The sequence below is a fragment of the Paracidovorax citrulli genome (assembly GCF_900100305.1).
Taxonomy (GTDB): Bacteria; Pseudomonadota; Gammaproteobacteria; order Burkholderiales; family Burkholderiaceae_C; genus Paracidovorax; species Paracidovorax citrulli.
The window spans coordinates 115,652-131,718 of sequence record NZ_FNEY01000002.1 but is presented as its reverse complement, the minus strand read 5'-3'; the positions used below and the strand labels follow the sequence as shown (position 1 = coordinate 131,718).

Sequence of the window (16,067 nt, the reverse complement as noted above, 5' to 3'; positions counted from 1 at the left end):
TTTTTGCAGCGCTGCTTTCATAATCCGACCATTGGAAGACCTATGCTGAACTGGGACGAAGAAGTCAAGCCCTCATCGCAGAAACCTCTGGACGGCGGTCTGCAAGGCCATCGTCAGGACGTGCTGCCCTCCGCGTCTTTCCAGAGCCCCGCGCCGCAGTCCGCAGCCGCCTCCGCGCCGGCCCAGCACCGCCGCGTGAATGCCGCCGACAAGCGCATCATCAACGGCCAGACCGACGTCAACCAGCTCGTCCCCTTCAAGTACAAGTGGGCCTGGGAAAAGTACCTGGCCACCTGCGCCAACCACTGGATGCCGCAGGAAGTGAACATGACCCGCGACATCGCGCTGTGGAAGGACCCGAACGGCCTGACCGAGGACGAGCGCCGCATCGTCAAGCGCAACCTCGGCTTCTTCGTGACCGCCGACTCGCTGGCCGCCAACAACATCGTGCTGGGCACGTACCGCCACATCACCGCGCCCGAGTGCCGCCAGTTCCTGCTGCGCCAGGCCTTCGAGGAAGCGATCCACACGCACGCCTACCAGTACATCGTCGAGTCGCTCGGCCTCGACGAGAGCGAGATCTTCAACGCCTACAACGAGGTCGATTCGATCCGCCACAAGGACGAGTTCCTGATCCCCTTCATCGAGGCGATCATGGACCCGGACTTCAAGACCGGCACGCCCGAGACCGACCAGACCCTGCTGAAGTCGCTCATCGTGTTCGCCTGCCTGATGGAAGGCCTGTTCTTCTACGTCGGCTTCACGCAGATCCTCGCGCTGGGCCGCCAGAACAAGATGACCGGCGCCGCCGAGCAGTACCAGTACATCCTGCGCGACGAGTCGATGCACTGCAACTTCGGCATCGACCTGATCAACCAGCTCAAGCTCGAGAACCCGCACCTCTGGACCGCGGAGTTCAAGGAAGAGATCAAGGGCCTGTTCATGAAGGCCGTCGAGCTGGAGTACCAGTACGCGGAGGACACCATGCCCCGCGGCGTGCTGGGCATGAACGCTTCCATGTTCAAGGGCTACCTGCGCTACATCGCCAACCGGCGCGCCACGCAGATCGGCCTGGAGGCGCTCTTCCCCAACGAAGAGAACCCCTTCCCCTGGATGAGCGAGATGATCGACCTGAAGAAGGAGCGCAACTTCTTCGAGACGCGCGTCATCGAGTACCAGTCCGGCGGCGCACTGTCCTGGGATTAGTCGATCCCGTCATTCCAGGCCATGTATTTTCATTCCACGCCCCGCACCGGCAGCCCGCAAGGGCTCTGCCGTGCGGGGCGTTCCCGCGTTCATGGCGGTGGGTGCCCGAGAGCCCCCATCGCCATGGATCGCTCCCTGTCCAATGCAGGCATGGAGCGCTCTTTGCAAATCGACCCAAGGAGAAAATGATGGCAACTGCGAAGAAGACGACCGCCGCCAAGAAGGCAGCACCCGCCGCGAAGAAAGCGGCTTCCACCAAGGCCGCGACGACCGTGAAGAAGGCCGCCGCCGCACCGGCATCGGCCAAGAAGGCCGCCGCCACGACGAAGAAGGCCGCACCGGCGAAGAAGGCCGCGGCTCCCGCCAAGAAGGCCGCACCGGCGAAGAAGGCCGCGGCCCCCGCCAAGAAGGCCGCACCGGCGAAGAAGGCCGCGGCCCCCGCCAAGAAGGCCGCACCGGCGAAGAAGGCCGCGGCCCCCGCCAAGAAGGCCGCACCGGCGAAGAAGGCCGCGGCCCCCGCCAAGAAGGCCGCACCGGCGAAGAAGGCCGCGGCCCCCGCCAAGAAGGCTGCACCGGCGAAGAAGGCCGCAGCTCCCGCCAAGAAGGCAGCTGCACCGGCGAAGAAGGCCGCAGCCCCCGCCAAGAAGGCAGCTGCACCGGCGAAGAAGGCCGCAGCCCCCGCCAAGAAGGCAGCTGCACCGGCGAAGAAGGCTACCGGCACCACCAAGGCCGCCGCACCGAAGAAGGCTGCTCCGAAGAAGGCGGCCTCCAAGGCCTCTGCCCCCGCGCCTGCGCCCGCAGCACAGACCACGCTGAACCCGCAGGCCGCATGGCCCTTCCCGACGGGCACCAAGCCCTGAGCGACGACAGCGGACCGCCGCCCCGCCCGCGGGGCTGGAACCACCCGGTGCATGCACCGGGTTTTTTTATGCCCGCGCGGCCTCAGGCGGGCTCGAAATCGAGCTGGTAGTTCTGCGGCCCGCGCTGCGCGATCTTCAGCGCCCCCAGGCGGTTGCCCAGCGCCGCGCAGCGTGCGAGCGGCCAGCCCTGCTCCAGGCCGAAGAGCAGCGCGCCACGCCATGCGTCGCCGCAGCCCGTGGGATCCACCACGCTGGCCGCCTGCACGGGCGGCACGCGCGTGGCCACGCCGTCCTCCCAGACGTCGCAGCCATCGGCACCCAGGGTGACCGCCAGCCCGCGCACCTTGCGGGAAATCTCCGCGAGGCTCCAGCCCGTGCGCTCGCACAGCATGCGGCCTTCGTAGTCGTTCACGGTCACCCAGCTCGCCTGGCCGATGAAGCGCGCGAGCTCCTCGCCGCCGAACATCGGCAGGCCCTGGCCCGGGTCGAACACGAACGGTATGCCCGCTGCCTCGAACTGCGCAGCGTGCTCGATCATGGCATCGCGGCCGTCCGGCGCGATGATGCCCAGGCGCAGGTCGGACTCGGCGGTGATGCGCGCCCGGTGCGCGAGCATCATCGCGCCCGGATGGAAGGCCGTGATCTGGTTGTTGTCGCGGTCGGTCATGATGAGCGCCTGCGCGGTATAGGTCTCGTCCACCCGGCCCACATGGCGCGTATCGATGCCGAGGTCCTGCAGGCGCTGGAGGTAGTCGCCGCCGTCGCTGCCCAGCATCGCCATGGGCACGGGGTTGCCGCCCAGCAGCTTGAGGCTGTAGGCGATGTTGCCCGCGCAGCCGCCGAAGTCCCGCCGCAGCGACGGCACGAGGAACGACACGTTGAGGATGTGCAGCTGGTCCGGCAGGATCTGCTCGGCGAAGCGCCCCTCGAAGGTCATGATGGTGTCAAAGGCCAGGGAACCGCAAATCAGGGCAGCCATAGGAATCCTGTGGATCGGGTTGGGGAATGGAAGAAAAGGAAAGGGAACGGGAAAGCGGCGCAGACCATGCAGGCGAACGGCAAGGCGGGCCTCAGGGATAGAAAGCCAGCAGCCGGTAGCCCGCGACGCGCCCGTTGCCGGCCGCTCCCACGTTCACCGGCCATGCGCCGCCCCATTCGCCGTTGGCGGGCAACGCTGCAGGAGCCGAGAGGTCCTGGGGCAGCAGCACGCGCCGCAGGATGGGCTGTTCCTGCGCATCGGTCAGCGTCAGCTCCAGCGCCGGCATGGCCACGGGGAAATCCGCACGGCTGCGGATGGTGAGCGAGAGAAGATAGCCATCCCCGCGCGCCTTGTTGAAGGAGGAGCTGTCGATCACCACGTCGGCGATGCGCCGGGGCGGAGCGATGCGGCACTGCAGCGGAGCGCACAGCACCTGCAGCAGGGGGCGCAGTGCGGGATGCTGCGAAGCCAGCCGGTCCCGCTCCTGCAGGCCGACCTGCAGCAGCAGCACCCCCAGCAGCAGCACGCCGGCCAGGCCCAGCGCGATGCGCACCGCGGGCCTGCGCCACCACGCCCTGCGCCGCGCCGCGCGCATGAAGCCCGGCTCGCCGGAGGCGTGCGCCCCCTCCTCGTCCGGATCGTCATCGTCGTCCGCCTCCTGGTTGCGCAGGCGCGCAGCGAAGGCGCCGCGTCCGGCAAGGTCCGCGTCTTCCGGGCCCTGCTCCGCCAGCGCACGCGCGGAGCGCCACACGGAGGGCGGCGACGGTGGCGCCACGGCGGGCATGGCCGGCTCGGGCAGCGGCATCGCCTGGGTGGCGATGTCCACCGGGTCGGTGTCCGTATCGATGCCCTCGTGCGCCAGTTCCCTGGCGACGGCCTGCTCCGCCGCATCGTCCAGCGGCGATTCATCCTCGCCCTGCGCCGCAGGGGCGGGCTCGGAGGCGGCTTCCATGCGCCCGGGCAGGGGCATGCCGCCTTGCGGCGACAGGGAGTCCTCCGCATCCAGCCCCTCGTCATCGTCGGGCCATCCGGAATCGCGCAGCTCGGCGAAAGGCAGTTCGTAGCCGCCCGAGTCGGACTCCCGCGGCGCGGGCGAGGTGCCCGGGGGACGGGACGGACTGGCGCCGGCAGGACCGGCTTCCCTGGCGGCCTCCTGTGCAGCGGCATGCGGCACAGATGGTGCCGGCGCAGCAGGTACCGGCGCCTGGACGGGCCGGGCGTCCGGCCGCGGTGTGGCGGCGGCCGCGCGGACGCGCCACGCCATGGGCGACAGCGGCTCGAGGCTCCAGCCGGGATCCGAGTCCTGGGCCTCCGCAGAGGCGGCCCATGCCGAAAGGAAGGCCGGCACGGCGGCCGGTGCCGCTGCGGGCATGGCATCCGGCCCCGCAGGACGCGGAGCCGGGGCGTGCTGCACCTGGGTCATCGGGGCGCTCGGAGCGGCCGGGCCGGACACCGGCGCGGCTGCGGCAGGCGCCGGAACGGGCGCGGGCGCATTCCCCGGCAGCGCCATGGGCGGCAGCAGCTCCGCAGGCCGCGCCGGCCCGGGCAGGAGATTCGCGGAGGCGTCGAACACCTCCTTGCACTGCCCGCACCGGACCCAGCCTTCGGAAATGCGCAGCTGGTCCGCGACGACCTTGAAGGTCGTGCCACAGGCGGGGCAGCGGGTGATCTGGCTCATCGACTCGGAATTGTAGGGGGCGCCCTGCGCCGCCCGGCCGGGGCCGTCGCCTCAGCGCGCGGCGGTCATCAGGATCCAGCCGTCCTCGGCGTCGCTCACCTGCAGGGGGAGCCAGGGGGCATAGGCCTCGCGCAGTTCCTCGGCCTGGCGCTCCAGGATGCCCGCGAGCACCAGGTGCCCTCCCGCATCCACGTGGGCGCACAGCAGCGGCGCCAGCACCTTGAGCGGCGTCGCGAGGATGTTCGCCAGCACCGTGCCGTAGCGGCCCTGCGCGGCTTCGGGAAGGCCGGCCTTCAGGGCCACGCCGTTGGCCTCGGCATTGAGCCGCGTCGATTCCACGGCGGCGGGATCGATGTCCACGGCGTCGATGTCGGTGGCACCGAACTTGGCGGCCCCGATCGCGAGGATGCCCGAGCCGCAGCCGTAGTCCAGCACCCGGCCGAAGCCGCCGCCGCGCCGGGCGATCCAGCGCAGGCACATGCGCGTGGTCGGGTGGGTGCCGGTGCCGAAGGCCAGGCCCGGGTCCAGCCGGATGTGGCGCGTCGCCTGCGCGGGCAGTTCGTGCCATGTGGGCACGATCCAGAACTCGGGCGTGATCTCCACGGGAGCGAACTGCGACTGGGTCAGGCGCACCCAGTCCTGGTCGGGCACTTCGGCCAGGCCCAGGACGCGGCAGCCGTCGAAGAAGTCCTGCACTTCCAGCAGCGCGCGCGCCTCCCCGGCCGCCTCCTGCGTGGGAAACAGCGCCACCACCCGGCTGCGCTGCCAGCCGTCGCGGGGCGGCGGCATGCCGGGCTCGCCGAAGAGGGCCTGCTCCGCCTCGGTCTGCGCATCGGCGTCCTCGACCGACACGCTCAGGGCATCCAGGGCTTCGAGGGCTTCGCCCACGGCTTCGATCCGCCCCTCGGGGCACAACAGGCTCAGCTCAAACATGGATGTCAATCTCCTGCAGAAACGACAATGCTGGCCCCCGTCTCCGGGCGGCCAGCATGCCAGTGACCGGCGTCGGGCCGGTGCCGGTCAGCGCTTGTGCGCGCCCAGCCACTCTTCCAGGTAATGGATGTTCGTGCCCCCGGCGACGAACTTGGCATCCACCATCAGCTCGCGGTGCAGCGGGATGTTGGTGTTGATGCCCTCGATCACGGTCTCGGACAGGGCCGTGCGCATGCGGGCCAGGGCCTGCTCGCGCGTGTCGCCGTGCACGATGATCTTGCCGATCATGGAGTCGTAGTTGGGCGGCACGTAGTAGTTGGTGTAGGCGTGCGAATCCACGCGCACGCCCGGGCCGCCCGGCGCGTGCCACATGGTGATGCGGCCGGGCGAGGGGGTGAACTTGTAGGCGTCCTCCGCGTTCACGCGGCATTCGATGGCATGGCCGCGGATCTCGATCTGGCGCTGGGTGAAGGGCAGCTTCTCGCCCGCGGCGACCATGATCTGCGTCTTCACGATGTCCACGCCCGTGATCCACTCCGTCACCGGGTGCTCGACCTGCACGCGCGTGTTCATCTCGATGAAGTAGAACTCGCCGTTCTCGTAGAGGAACTCGAACGTGCCCGCGCCGCGGTAGCCGATCTTCTTGCAGGCGGCCACGCAGCGCTCGCCGATCTTCTCGATGAGCTTGCGCGGAATGCCGGGCGCCGGCGCTTCCTCGATCACCTTCTGGTGGCGGCGCTGCATGGAACAGTCGCGCTCGCCCAGATAGACCGCATTGCGGAACTTGTCGGCCAGCACCTGGATTTCGATGTGGCGCGGGTTCTGGAGAAACTTCTCCATGTAGACGGCCGGGTTGCCGAACGCGGCCTGGGCCTCGGCCTTGGTCATCTGCACGGCGTTCACCAGGGCGGCCTCGGTGTGCACCACGCGCATGCCGCGCCCGCCGCCGCCGCCCGCCGCCTTGATGATGACGGGATAGCCGACGCTGCGCGCGATGCGGCGGATCTGCACCGGATCGTCGGGCAGCTCGCCGTCCGAGCCCGGCACGCAGGGCACGCCCGCGCGGATCATGGCCTGCTTGGCCGACACCTTGTCGCCCATCGTGCGGATGGACTCGGGCGTGGGGCCGATGAACTGGAAGCCGCTCTTTTCCACGCGCTCGGCGAAGTCGGCGTTCTCGGACAGGAAGCCGTAGCCGGGGTGGATGGCCTCGGCGTCGGTCACCTCGGCGGCCGAGATGATCGCCGGCATGTTGAGATAGGACAGCGGCGACGGCGCGGGGCCGATGCACACGGCCTCTTCGGCCAGCTTGACGTACTTGGCGTCGCGATCGGCCTCGGAATACACCATGACGGCCTTCACGCCCAGCTCATGGCAGGCGCGCTGGATGCGCAGGGCGATTTCGCCGCGATTGGCGACAAGGATCTTTTTAAACATAGGCTCTCTCGCGGCTCATCGCCGCACGCTGGCGCGTGCCAGGGCGCTTTGCTTCGCCTTGCCCGCGGCAAGTACGCCGCGATTGGCGACAAGGATCTTTTTGAACACGAATTTCCTGGTTCGCTGCAGGTCTGCAGTGGGCTGCGAGGCTTACTCGATGACGAACAGCGGCTGACCGTACTCCACCGCCTGGCCGTTCTCGCCCAGGATGCGCGTGACCGTGCCGGACTTGTCGGCCTCGATCTCGTTGAGGATCTTCATCGCCTCGATGATGCAGATGGTGTCGCCTTCCTTGACCTGGCTGCCCACTTCGACGAATGCCTTGGCACCGGGGCTGGAAGCGCGGTAGAACGTGCCCACCATGGGCGACTTGACGATGTGGCCGGTGGGGGCGGACGGTGCCGGCAGTTCGGCGACGGGCGCCGGTGCGGCGGCGGCCGGAGCGGGCGCCGCAGGGGCCGGAGCCGGTGCCGCCACGAATTGCTGGACGACCGCGCCGCCGCTCTTGACGATGCGGACCTTGCCTTCCGCCTCGGTAATCTCGAGCTCCGAAACGTTCGACTCGGACACGAGGTCAATCAAGGTCTTGAGTTTTCGCAAATCCATGGGGACTCCAACGCCTAAAACGAAATAGGGCGCGAATTTACCCCAATTTGACCCTTTCGACCCCTATCCGAGCGCAAATTCCATCATCTACGAATGGGTTGCAGTGAAATCACCCCATCGTGGACCACTGGCGGAGGTCATCGGCCGTGATCTGCCCCATTTTACGGTGCATGATGGTGCCATCTGCGCCCAACAGGACGGTGAACGGAAGCCCGCCGGCCAGGTTGCCGAGGCTGCGGCCCAGGTCCGTGCCCTGCAGGCCTGCCAGCCCGATGGGAAAGTCCAGCGGCACCCGGGCCAGGAACTGCCGCACCGACGAGGGCTGGTCGATCGCGAGGCCCACCACCTGCCAGCCCTTGGCCTGCTGCGCGCGGTAGAAGGTATTGAGCATGGGCAGCTCTTCCACGCAAGGCGGACACCAGGTGGCCCAGAAGTTCACCAGGAGCGGCCGGCCACGGAAGGCCTGCATGTCCAACGCCGGACTGCCGGGCTGGGGCACATCGAAACGCATGCCCCAGAGCGCGGCCTCGGCCCCCGAAGCTGCGGCGTGCGGCTGGAAGCGCCACCACGCCAGGCCGGCGCCGCCCGCGGCGGCCACGGCGGCGGCGGCCGCATAGAGGGCCCTGCGCCGCGGGGGGCTGGCGGGTGCGGCGTCGGAAGAGACGGCGGCTCCGGCCGCCGGGGTGGGATCGGTCATTCGGGTCTGTCCTCGTTGTCCAGCAGCCGGCGCACTGCCCGCGCATCGCCACGGGGCACGCGCCCTCGCGCATCGGGGCGCAGCGCACCGCGCAGGTCGTCCAGATCATAGACAAGCAGGTGCACGCCCACGGTTTCGCCCAGGCCCGGGGCCAGGCTGCAGAGACTGAGCGCCTCCACCGACTCGCCGTGGAAACCGGTGACCGTGCGGGGTTCGTAGTCCACGTGGTGGTCGATGAGGGCGATCTCCGCGGATTTGCAGTCGTCGCAGAAGAGCTGCAGATAGATGTCCGACAGCCGGGTGGCCGTGCCGTACCAGACGGCCCCGCCGAGGTGCGGGCGGAACTCCGCCATGCGCTGCATCCAGACGAGGGCCAGTTCCCGCAGCGCCCGCAGCTCGGCCGGCTGGGTGTCGGCGCAGAAGAGGCCGATGTATTCGCGCACGGCGTCTTCCACGAGGTCGTTGTCGGGCAGCGGGGTGCGCGCGGGCAGGCCCAGTTGCCGGACGGCCCGGCGCTTGGCGGGGCCCCATTCGAGCCCCTCCTCGACGACGAAGCGGGCGGCGGCACTGGCGATCTCGGTGGCGAGGGCGTTGGACATGGCGGCGTCTCGGTCGGGAGGGAATACCCGCATTGTGGCCTGACGGGCCGCGGGCGTGGTGCGCAAAGCGCACGTCCGGCGCGGGGTCTTGGGCCACGCCTGCCGTGCCGACGGTGCATGGCTCCGGAAAGAATGGCAACCCCCGTCCTTCCCGCGGTCATGCGGGAGCCGAACCGTAGAATCGGCGCCCATGCACATTCACATTCTGGGCATCTGCGGAACGTTCATGGGAGGCCTGGCCGCGCTGGCGCGGGAGGCGGGCCACAAGGTCACGGGCTGCGATGCCGGGGTGTATCCGCCGATGAGCGACCAGCTGCGCGCGCTGGGCATCGAATTGATCGAAGGCTACGGCGCCGAGCAGCTGGACCTGGCGCCGGACATGTTCGTCGTGGGCAACGTGGTGAGCCGCGCGCGGCTTCCCGACGGCGGCCCCAAGTTCCCCCTGATGGAAGCCATCCTGGACGCGGGCGCCCCCTACACGAGCGGCCCGCAGTGGCTGGCCGAGCACGTGCTGCAGGGGCGCCACGTGCTCGCGGTGGCGGGCACGCACGGCAAGACCACGACCACGTCCATGCTCGCCTGGGTCCTCGAATGCGCGGGCCTGCAGCCCGGCTTCCTGGTGGGCGGCGTTCCCCTGGATTTCGGTGTCTCCGCCCGGCTGGGCGCGGCGCAGCGGCCGGTGGCGCAGGACGGCCCGGCCGGCGGCGCGCCGCTCTTCGTGATCGAGGCCGACGAATACGACACGGCCTTCTTCGACAAGCGCAGCAAGTTCGTCCACTACCGCCCGCGCACCGCGGTGCTGAACAACCTCGAGTTCGACCACGCGGACATCTTCGACGACCTGGCCGCGATCGAGCGGCAGTTCCACCACCTCGTGCGCACGGTGCCGCCTTCGGGCCGGGTGGTGTTCAACGGGCTGGAGGAAAGCCTGGCACGGGTGCTGCACCAGGGCTGCTGGAGCGGCGTGGCCAGCTTCGGTGCGGCGGTGAGCGATTTCACGGCGCGCGGCGAGCCGCAGGCCTTCGACGTGCTGCGCGGCGGCCATGCCGTCGGCCGCGTGGAGTGGGAACTCAGCGGCGTGCACAACCAGCTCAACGCGCTGGCGGCCATCGCGGCCGCGGACCACGTGGGCGTGGCGCCCGCCGAGGCCGCGGCGGCGCTGGGACGATTCCGCAACGTCAAGCGGCGCATGGAACTGCGCGGCACGGCCGGCGGCGTCGCGGTGTATGACGATTTCGCGCACCATCCCACGGCGCTGCGTACCACGCTGGACGGGCTGCGCCGCCGCGTCGGGCCGGATGCACGCATCCTCGCGGCCTTCGAGCCGCGCAGCAACACGATGAAGCTCGGCACGATGAAGGCGCAGCTGCCGTGGGCGCTGGAAGCCGCCGACCTCGCCTTCTGCCACACGGCAGGGCTGGACTGGGACGCAGCCGAGGCGCTCGCCCCGCTGGGGAGCAGGGCCTGCACGGCAGGCGACATCGCCACCCTGGTGGAACGGATCACCGCGGCGGCGCGTCCGGGCGACCATGTGGTGTGCATGAGCAACGGCAGCTTCGGCGGCATCCACGCCCGGCTGCTGGGCGCCCTGGCGGAGCGCGCCGGTCAGTAGCTGATCGCCATCGCCGGCAGATCGACGCGCACGACCGGCCGGGCCAGCGCCGCGGACGCCGCCGCGGCGAACCGGCGGCCCCAGTCCTGCGCCAGCAGGGCCGGGCCCGCGGCCTGGGCGACGACCAGCACCTTGTCGGCGGTGAGCACCTTGCCGCTGGCGCGCAGCGGCTCGCATTCCAGGCGGACGAATTCCTCGTCGAGCCAGCGGCGCGCGATCTCATGGGCCATGGGCACCTCGCCTTCGAGGTCGAAGCGGAATTCCTGGCCGGGCCCGAGGAGGACGGTGACTTCGCTGCGCATGGGAAAAAGCCTTTGTGCCGGTGAGGGGGATGCCGAAAAGCTTACACGGCGGCCTCCCCCGTCCGCAACCGCCGCGACCTCCCGGTAAACCCGGGGGTCGCGCGGGCCGGCCGGGTGCAGGTCAGGCCGCCAGGGCGACGGCGGCGCGACGTGCGCGCACGGCGTCCGACAGCTCCTGCAGCGTGCCCAGGGAATCCTCCCATCCCAGGCAGGCGTCGGTGATGCTCTTGCCGTATTCCAGCGCGCAGGCATCGTCCTTGCCCGGCGTGAACTTCTGGGCGCCGGCCACGAGGTGGCTCTCGACCATCACGCCGAAGATGCTGTGCGAGCCGCCCGCGATCTGGCCGGCGATGTCGCGCGCCACGTCGCGCTGGCGCTCGTGCTGCTTGCTGCTGTTGGCATGGCTGCAGTCCACCATGAGGGTCGGCGGCAGCTTGGCGGCTTCCAGGTCCCTGCAGGCAGCGGCCACGCTGTCGGCGTCGTAATTGGGGGTCTTGCCGCCGCGCAGGATCACGTGGCAGTCGCGGTTGCCCTGCGTGTTGACGATCGCCACCTGCCCGTTCTTGTGCACGGAGAGGAAGTGGTGGCCCCGGCTCGCGGACTGGATGGCATCGGTGGCGATGCGGATGTTGCCGTCCGTGCCGTTCTTGAAGCCGATGGGCGCCGACAGGCCCGATGCCAGCTCGCGGTGCACCTGGCTCTCGGTGGTGCGCGCGCCGATCGCGCCCCAGCTGATGAGGTCGCCGATGTACTGCGGGGAGATCACGTCGAGGAATTCGCTGCCGGCCGGCACGCCCAGGCGGTTGATGTCGATGAGCAGCTGGCGCGCGATGCGCAGGCCCTCGTCGATGCGGTAGCTCTCGTCGAGGTAGGGATCGTTGATGAGGCCCTTCCAGCCCACGGTGGTGCGCGGCTTCTCGAAATAGACGCGCATCACGATCTCCAGCGTGTCGGCGTACTGGGCGCGCACGGACTGCAGGCGGCGCGCGTATTCGAGGGCGGCGGCGGGATCGTGGATGGAGCACGGGCCGATCACCACCAGCAGGCGGTCGTCGCGGCGGGCCATGATGTCCTGGATGCGGTGCCGCGTGCGGGAGATGAGGGTTTCGATCGCGGTGCCCCGGATGGGGAAGAAGCGGATCAGGTGTTCGGGAGGGGGCAGCACGGTGATGTCCTTGATACGTTCGTCGTCGGTCTCGCTGGTTTTCTCGACGTGGCGGTACCAGGCATCGCTGGAAGAGGGTGCGGATTGGACAGGGGCCGTCATGGCTGCTTCCTCGTGAGGTGGTTCGAAAAGTGGGGCGGGAAAAACAAAAAACCGCCGGGCTTTTCAGCTTCGGCGGTCTTCAGGGGGTAGGTGCTTTCAGGGGTGGCTGCGCGCTAACCTCTCATCCGCCAGGGACAGAGAACCAAAAGGACCAAAAGTAAAACGCGCTGCGAATCGGCATGTCTGCCAATGTAGCACTCTTTTTCCCGGCACGGCGGTGCGTTGCGCACCGGCGACAGACCGGGCGGCCCCGTTCAGCGCCGCCTACCGCGCGGGCGGCCCAGCCAGGCGCCGAGGCGGGACCACCAGCCTTGCGCGGGCGGGGACATGGGACTGCTGGCGAGCAGGTCCTGCATTTCGCTCGGGCCCACGCCGCCCTGCTGGTACAGGTCGATGGCGAGCACGGCCTCGCCCAGCGCCCTCCAGGCGTCCCCTTCGAAGGCATGGAAGCGCTGCGCCTCGTCGCGGCTGCGCCGCTGCAGGGCCTCCTGCCAAGCCGCCGTGGCCCGGATCAGCTGGCGCAGCGCGCTTTCGTAGGCCCCGAACTCGTACAGCGCATGCCATGCGGACCCGAGGCCCGAGAGAAACAACTGGTGCGCGCGTGCCTCGTCCAGCAACCGGCCGGCGCACTCCAGCACGGCCCGCGGATCGACCTGCGGAGCGCGGCGGATCCGCACCGCCGCCTCGACCTGCGCCGACAGCGCCGTCACGGCCTCCCGGAATTGCTGGGAGTCCTCGTCCGCCACGCTCTCGCGCAGCCAGCGGCTGATGTCGCCGAAGGTCTGCAGGCTGCTGGAAAGCGGGACGGGACGCGTCGCCATACAGAGCCCGTGCGATGCCGCCAGCGTCCAGGAGGCGCCGGGACGCGGGCGTGTGCCCTCAGGCCGTTCCGCCGACGGTCAGGCCGTCGATGCGCAGCGTGGGCTGGCCCACCCCCACGGGCACGCTCTGGCCCTCCTTGCCGCAGGTGCCCACGCCGCTGTCGAGCGCCATGTCGTTGCCGATCATGCTCACGCGCTTGAGGGATTCCGGGCCGCTGCCGACGATGGTGGCGCCCTTGACGGGGTAGAGGATCTTGCCGTTTTCCACCCAGTAGGCTTCGCTGGCGGAGAACACGAACTTGCCGCTCGTGATGTCCACCTGGCCGCCACCGAAGTTGGTGGCGTAGAGGCCGCGCTGGATGCTGGCCACGATCTCGGCCGGGTCCTTGTCGCCGCCCAGCATGTAGGTGTTGGTCATGCGGGGCATGGGAATGTGGGCGTAGCTTTCGCGGCGGCCGTTGCCCGTCGGGGCCACGCCCATCAGGCGGGCATTGAGCGAGTCCTGGATGTAGCCCCGGAGGATGCCGTCCTCGATGAGCACGTTGCGCTGGCTGGCGTGGCCTTCGTCGTCCACGTTGAGCGAACCGCGGCGGTCGGCGATGGTGCCGTCGTCGAGCACCGTCACGCCCCTGGCGGCCACGCGCTGGCCGATGCGTCCGCTGAAGGCGCTGGAGCCCTTGCGGTTGAAGTCGCCCTCCAGGCCGTGGCCCACGGCCTCGTGCAGCAGGATGCCGGGCCAGCCGGGGCCGAGCACCACGGTCATCTCGCCGGCGGGCGCCGGGCGGGCATCGAGGTTGACCAGGGCCGCGTTCACGGCCTCGTCCACATAGCGGCCGATCTGCCCGTCGTCGAAGTAGGCCAGGCCGAAGCGGCCGCCGCCGCCGGCGGAGCCCATCTCGCGGCGGCCGCCCTGCTCGGCGATCACCGTCAGGGACAGCCGCACCAGGGGGCGCACGTCGGCCGCGAGCGTGCCATCGGCACGCGCCACCAGCACCACGTCGTATTCGCTCGCGAGGCCGGCCATGACCTGGGCCACGCGCGGGTCCTTGGCGCGGGCGCGCTGCTCCACCTTTTCCAGCAGCGCCACCTTGGCCGTGCTGTCGAGCGTGGCGATCGGGTCCAGGTCGGGATAGAGGGAGCGGCTGGCGGCGACCTTGCGGGCGGCGACCTTCGCGCGGCCCTGCTGCGCCGCCGCGGCGATGGAGCGCACCGTGCGCGCCGCGTCGCGCAGCGAGGCCTCGGAGATGTCGTCCGAATAGGCGAACGCCGTCTTCTCGCCGCTCACGGCCCGCACGCCCACGCCCTGGTCGATGCTGAAGGAGCCGGTCTTGACGATGCCTTCTTCCAGGCTCCAGCCCTCGCTGCGGGTGTACTGGAAGTAGAGGTCGGCATCGTCCACCCGGTGGGCGCGGATGTCCGACAGCGCGCGCGCCAGGTGGGTTTCGTCCAGCCCGAAGGGTTCCAGCAGCAGCCGGCGGGCAATGGACAGGCGTTCGATGGTCGGTTCGCGGGAGATCATGCGGGGATTCTAGAAGGGCCCGCCGCCGCCCGTCCGCGGGGGCGCCACACCCCGCATGCCGTCGTGGCCTCTCGGAACCTGCCCGGGGTGCGGCGCCGGCCTGCAAGAATGCACGGTCAGCCCTTTCCCTGCTTCATCCAACCGGCCCAGCCCAGGAGACCGCCGTCCATGCCCGACCGCCCCGCCCTTCCCACGATCCGCGAACTCGCCCGCTCCCTGGCCGAGGGCGCCACGACGAGCGAGGCCCTGGTGGAGGCGGCACTGGAGCGCATCGCGGCGCACCGTGCCGGCGGAGGCGCCGCCTACGTCGGCGAAGTGGACGCGCTGGCCGCCCGGCTGGCGGCACGGGCGAGCGACCTCGCCCGTGCCGCGGGCCACGTGCCGTCTCCGCTCGCGGGCCTGCCGGTGTCGGTCAAGGACCTGTTCGATGTGCGCGGACAGGTGACGCGCGCCGGCTCCGCCGTGCTGGCGGATGCCGGGCCCGCCCCGAGCGATGCGGCCGCCGTGGCCCGGCTGCGCGCCGCGGGGGCCGTCCTGCTGGGCCGCACCAACATGAGCGAGTTCGCCTTTTCCGGGCTGGGCCTCAACCCCCACCACGGCACGCCGGCGCATCCACAGGATGCCGGCCGGGTCACGGGTGGATCCAGCTCCGGCGCGGCGGCCACGGTAGCGCTGGACCTGGCCGCTGCGGCGCTGGGTACGGACACGGGCGGCTCCATCCGCATTCCGTCGGCGTTCTGCGGGCTCACGGGCTTCAAGCCGACCGCACGGCGGGTGCCGCTCGCGGGCGCGTATCCGCTCTCGCGCAGCCTCGACTCCGTCGGCCCGCTGGCGCGCAGCGTGGATTGCTGCGCGATCCTGGACGCGGTGCTGTCGGGCGAGGGAAGCGACGCCGCCCCTGCCGGCGCGTGGCCGCTGGCCGGGATGCGGCTGGGGGTCGTGCAGGATCTCGTCATGGACGGCCTGGAGCCCGAGGTGGCCGCCGCGTTCGAGGACGCGCTGCGCCGGCTTTCCGCGGCAGGGGCCCGCATCGAACGCGTGGCCTTTGCGGAACTGCACGCGCTGCCGCGCATCAACGCGGCGGGCGGGCTGATCGCGGCGGAGGCCTGGCAGGTGCACCGGGCACGCCTCGTGGACGCCTCCGTGGCGGCCCGCTACGACCCGCGCGTGGCGCAGCGCACCCGGCGTGGGGACGCCATCCTGGCAGCGGACTACATCGATGTGCAGGATGCCCGCGTCCGGCTGCAGGCCGCCGCGCAGGAGCGACTGGGCCACCTGGACGCCTGGCTGATGCCCACGGTGGCGGTGCGTGCGCCGCTGCGCGAGCCGCTGGAGCAGGACGACGCCCACTTCTTCGCGACCAACGCCCTGGTGCTGCGCAATACCTCGGTGATCAATTTCCTGGACGGCTGCGCGCTGTCGCTGCCCTGCGGGGCCCCGGACGAACTGCCAGTGGGCCTGTCGGTGGCGGGGCTGCACGGCGCGGATGCCCGCATCCTGCAGGTGGGCCGCGCCGTGGAGGCGTGCCTGCGCGCGGACTAAGAACGGGCT

General features: G+C 70.3%; 15 protein-coding genes. 4 read left to right on the top strand and 11 right to left on the bottom strand.

Annotation, left to right across the window (positions count from 1 at the left end; translation table 11 throughout):
• The first annotated feature begins 42 nt into the window (after nucleotides 1–42).
• Together BLR99_RS01860 and BLR99_RS01855 are read left to right on the top strand one after the other, a co-directional pair.
• Nucleotides 43–1,206, top strand: a complete 1,164-nt coding sequence (locus tag BLR99_RS01860; RefSeq protein WP_011794019.1) for a ribonucleotide-diphosphate reductase subunit beta — start codon at nucleotides 43–45, stop codon at nucleotides 1,204–1,206.
• Between the two features lie 188 nt (nucleotides 1,207–1,394).
• Nucleotides 1,395–2,066 carry a histone gene (locus BLR99_RS01855; RefSeq protein ID WP_139160125.1) on the top strand — a complete coding sequence of 224 codons (672 nt, stop codon included), beginning with the start codon at nucleotides 1,395–1,397 and terminating at the stop codon, nucleotides 2,064–2,066.
• A gap of 82 nt (nucleotides 2,067–2,148) precedes the next feature.
• Here the strand turns inward: BLR99_RS01855 and BLR99_RS01850 are convergent, their stop codons facing one another.
• The 7 genes from BLR99_RS01850 to BLR99_RS01820 all read right to left on the bottom strand — a co-directional run bounded on the left by BLR99_RS01850 (nucleotide 2,149) and on the right by BLR99_RS01820 (nucleotide 8,995).
• Nucleotides 2,149–3,045 (bottom strand): carbohydrate kinase family protein, encoded by an 897-nt coding sequence (locus BLR99_RS01850; protein WP_074686722.1) that lies wholly within the window; start codon nucleotides 3,043–3,045, stop codon nucleotides 2,149–2,151.
• Between the two features lie 91 nt (nucleotides 3,046–3,136).
• A complete protein-coding gene (locus BLR99_RS01845) occupies nucleotides 3,137–4,723 on the bottom strand; it encodes a DUF3426 domain-containing protein (RefSeq protein WP_074686720.1) in 1,587 nt (528 codons plus the stop codon).
• A gap of 51 nt (nucleotides 4,724–4,774) precedes the next feature.
• Nucleotides 4,775–5,656, bottom strand: a complete 882-nt coding sequence (gene prmA / locus BLR99_RS01840; protein WP_046060413.1) for a 50S ribosomal protein L11 methyltransferase — start codon at nucleotides 5,654–5,656, stop codon at nucleotides 4,775–4,777.
• An 87-nt stretch (nucleotides 5,657–5,743) separates the two neighbouring features.
• Nucleotides 5,744–7,093: an acetyl-CoA carboxylase biotin carboxylase subunit gene (gene accC, locus BLR99_RS01835; RefSeq protein ID WP_011794014.1), complete on the bottom strand. Its 1,350-nt coding sequence runs from the start codon at nucleotides 7,091–7,093 to the stop codon at nucleotides 5,744–5,746.
• 150 nt (nucleotides 7,094–7,243) lie between these two features.
• Nucleotides 7,244–7,699, bottom strand: a complete 456-nt coding sequence (gene accB, locus BLR99_RS01830; protein WP_011794013.1) for an acetyl-CoA carboxylase biotin carboxyl carrier protein — start codon at nucleotides 7,697–7,699, stop codon at nucleotides 7,244–7,246.
• Between the two features lie 109 nt (nucleotides 7,700–7,808).
• Complete coding sequence (locus BLR99_RS01825; RefSeq protein WP_074686718.1) at nucleotides 7,809–8,396, bottom strand: TlpA family protein disulfide reductase; 588 nt, start codon at nucleotides 8,394–8,396, stop codon at nucleotides 7,809–7,811.
• Nucleotides 8,393–8,995, bottom strand: a complete 603-nt coding sequence (locus tag BLR99_RS01820; RefSeq protein ID WP_074686716.1) for a hypothetical protein — start codon at nucleotides 8,993–8,995, stop codon at nucleotides 8,393–8,395. Before BLR99_RS01820 ends, BLR99_RS01825 begins: the two co-directional genes overlap by 4 nt.
• A gap of 190 nt (nucleotides 8,996–9,185) precedes the next feature.
• Here BLR99_RS01820 and mpl point away from each other — a divergent pair, with 190 nt between their 5' ends.
• Entirely contained in the window at nucleotides 9,186–10,607 is a 1,422-nt protein-coding gene (gene mpl, locus BLR99_RS01815) for a UDP-N-acetylmuramate:L-alanyl-gamma-D-glutamyl-meso-diaminopimelate ligase (protein WP_046060411.1), read from the top strand.
• Here the strand turns inward: mpl and BLR99_RS01810 are convergent.
• The 4 genes from BLR99_RS01810 to tldD all read right to left on the bottom strand — a co-directional run bounded on the left by BLR99_RS01810 (nucleotide 10,601) and on the right by tldD (nucleotide 14,516).
• Nucleotides 10,601–10,909, bottom strand: coding sequence for a hypothetical protein (locus tag BLR99_RS01810; RefSeq protein WP_011794009.1), 309 nt, complete (start codon nucleotides 10,907–10,909; stop codon nucleotides 10,601–10,603). The two genes, mpl and BLR99_RS01810, sit on opposite strands and share 7 nt — an antisense overlap.
• A 121-nt stretch (nucleotides 10,910–11,030) precedes the next feature.
• Nucleotides 11,031–12,176 carry a 3-deoxy-7-phosphoheptulonate synthase gene (locus tag BLR99_RS01805; protein WP_011794008.1) on the bottom strand — a complete coding sequence of 382 codons (1,146 nt, stop codon included), beginning with the start codon at nucleotides 12,174–12,176 and terminating at the stop codon, nucleotides 11,031–11,033.
• A 254-nt stretch (nucleotides 12,177–12,430) separates the two neighbouring features.
• Nucleotides 12,431–12,997 carry a hypothetical protein gene (locus tag BLR99_RS01800; protein WP_074686714.1) on the bottom strand — a complete coding sequence of 189 codons (567 nt, stop codon included), beginning with the start codon at nucleotides 12,995–12,997 and terminating at the stop codon, nucleotides 12,431–12,433.
• A gap of 58 nt (nucleotides 12,998–13,055) precedes the next feature.
• On the bottom strand, nucleotides 13,056–14,516 hold the full coding sequence (gene tldD, locus BLR99_RS01795) for a metalloprotease TldD (protein ID WP_011794006.1): 1,461 nt from the start codon (nucleotides 14,514–14,516) through the stop codon (nucleotides 13,056–13,058).
• Between the two features lie 168 nt (nucleotides 14,517–14,684).
• Here tldD and BLR99_RS01790 point away from each other — a divergent pair, with 168 nt between their 5' ends.
• Nucleotides 14,685–16,058 carry an amidase gene (locus BLR99_RS01790; RefSeq protein WP_011794005.1) on the top strand — a complete coding sequence of 458 codons (1,374 nt, stop codon included), beginning with the start codon at nucleotides 14,685–14,687 and terminating at the stop codon, nucleotides 16,056–16,058.
• Nucleotides 16,059–16,067 lie beyond the last annotated feature (9 nt).